This window comes from Nonomuraea cavernae (assembly GCF_040655715.1).
Taxonomy (GTDB): Bacteria; Actinomycetota; Actinomycetes; order Streptosporangiales; family Streptosporangiaceae; genus Nonomuraea; species Nonomuraea cavernae_A.
The window spans coordinates 1-1,654 of sequence record NZ_JBFAKL010000076.1 but is presented as its reverse complement, the minus strand read 5'-3'; the positions used below and the strand labels follow the sequence as shown (position 1 = coordinate 1,654).

The 1,654-nt window shown below is 68.1% G+C and carries 1 protein-coding gene; it reads right to left on the bottom strand.

Features of this window, described 5'->3' with window-relative positions; all coding sequences use genetic code 11:
* Positions 1 to 90: 90 nt before the first annotated feature.
* Positions 91 to 1,557, bottom strand: a complete 1,467-nt coding sequence (tnpC, locus tag AB0I38_RS40275; protein WP_358496180.1) for an IS66 family transposase — start codon at positions 1,555 to 1,557, stop codon at positions 91 to 93.
* Positions 1,558 to 1,654 lie beyond the last annotated feature (97 nt).

The window sequence follows — 1,654 nt, the reverse complement described above, 5'->3', positions numbered from 1 at the left end:
GTAGGCATTCAGGCCCTGCGCATTCCGATGTTGGATGATCGCGGGGTGTGATCGTCTTCGGGTGTGGGGCGCCGCGGATTGTGGCGGGAATCAGGCCGGCGTCGGGTCGGGTGGCATCCAGGCGCGGCCGAGAAGGGCGTTACGGATGGCGGTCATGACGTCTGCGCCGTGCTTGGCGGCGGTGGACAGGTAGCCGCGGATGGCGTACCGGTGCTCGGTGGTGGTCTGCGAGCGGAGCCGTCCGGAGATCTTCTGCTGGGTTTTGGCCGGTCGGACGTCGCGTTCGGCCTGGTTGTTGGTGGGTGGGATCCGCAGGTCGTGGGCGAAGCGCAGCACGTCGGCCTCGCGATCGCGCAGAACCTCCAGCAGGACGCGGCCGATCGGCTGGGTGACGGTCTTGGCGGGTCCGGGGATGCGGCGGATCTCGGACAGGCCGATGCGGACGCCGTGCCGGAAGCTGTTGATCCACATCGCTTTGGTGCCCGCGTGCATGCCGTCCTTGCCCTGTTCGCGGGCGAGGTTGGCGGCGTGGATCAGGCCGCGCAGCGCGGTCTGAATCTGCAGCGGCCAGGCAGCCCCGGGGTAGGTTTCGGCGCAGTCCTCAAGGTCGCGAAGGAGATGGGCCGCGCACAGTTGGTGATCGCGTTCACCGAGTTCGGGCGAGTCGTAGTTCTGGTAGCGGTCGTGCACGATGACGCCGCTCAGGTCGGCGATGACGAACCTCTTGAAGCTGGCCAAGGTGCGATCGCCCAGCATGTACCAGGTGTAGCGGTCGGTGCAGGCGACCAGCAGGTACCTCTTGGCCTTCGCCGCACCCACCCGGATCGGCGTCTCATCGCAGCACACCACGTAGGCCAAGGTGAGCAGCGCGCGGATGCGCACATTGGCCTGCTCCACCGCCTTGGCCGCGCGGGTGATCATCCCGTGCACGAACCCCGCCGACGGCACGGCCCCGGTCAGCGAGGCGATCAGCTCGACACAGCGGTGCACCGGGATCGCGTGGGCCACCATCAGATAGACACACCACGCCTGCAGGTTGACGCCCAGGCTGACCGGCGCAGCCGGCACACCCTCCGGCCGGGCGGCGGCATGGACCTTCCCGCATTCGCATGCCACGGTGTGCAGATCGTGCTGGATGGTCGCGGCCGTCATCAACGGCACCTCGATCTGCTGGTGCCGCGCCGTGACGCCCAGATCGACGGCCTGGGCCAGGTCCGCGCCGCAGCCACACCTCCCGGCAGGGAAGTGCTCGACACGCTCATCTGGATCGTACGACCAGGCCAGATAGGTACCCGGCGCGCCGGGCTGCTTGCCCGGGCGACGCTTGCCGCCCTTGCCGCCCTTGGCGGGCTTGGCCTTCGGCTGCGGCTTGCCCGGCAGATCGTCCCCGGACGACGGCATCCCCGAGTTTCCGCTGTTACGCGAGATCAGCCGCTCCAGCCGCGCGACCCGCTCACGCAGCTCGCCGTTCTCCTTCTCCAGCGCGCCGACCTGCCCGGCCAGAGCACGCGCGAGAGCGATCAGCTCCTCACGCGACAGCTCCTCAAGACCAGACACCCGACGATCTCACCACGCCTGGCCGAGATGATCAAAGTCACACGGTGCGACGAGACCAGAACACCCGTCACTTATCGCGCACAAGCTGAATGTCTAC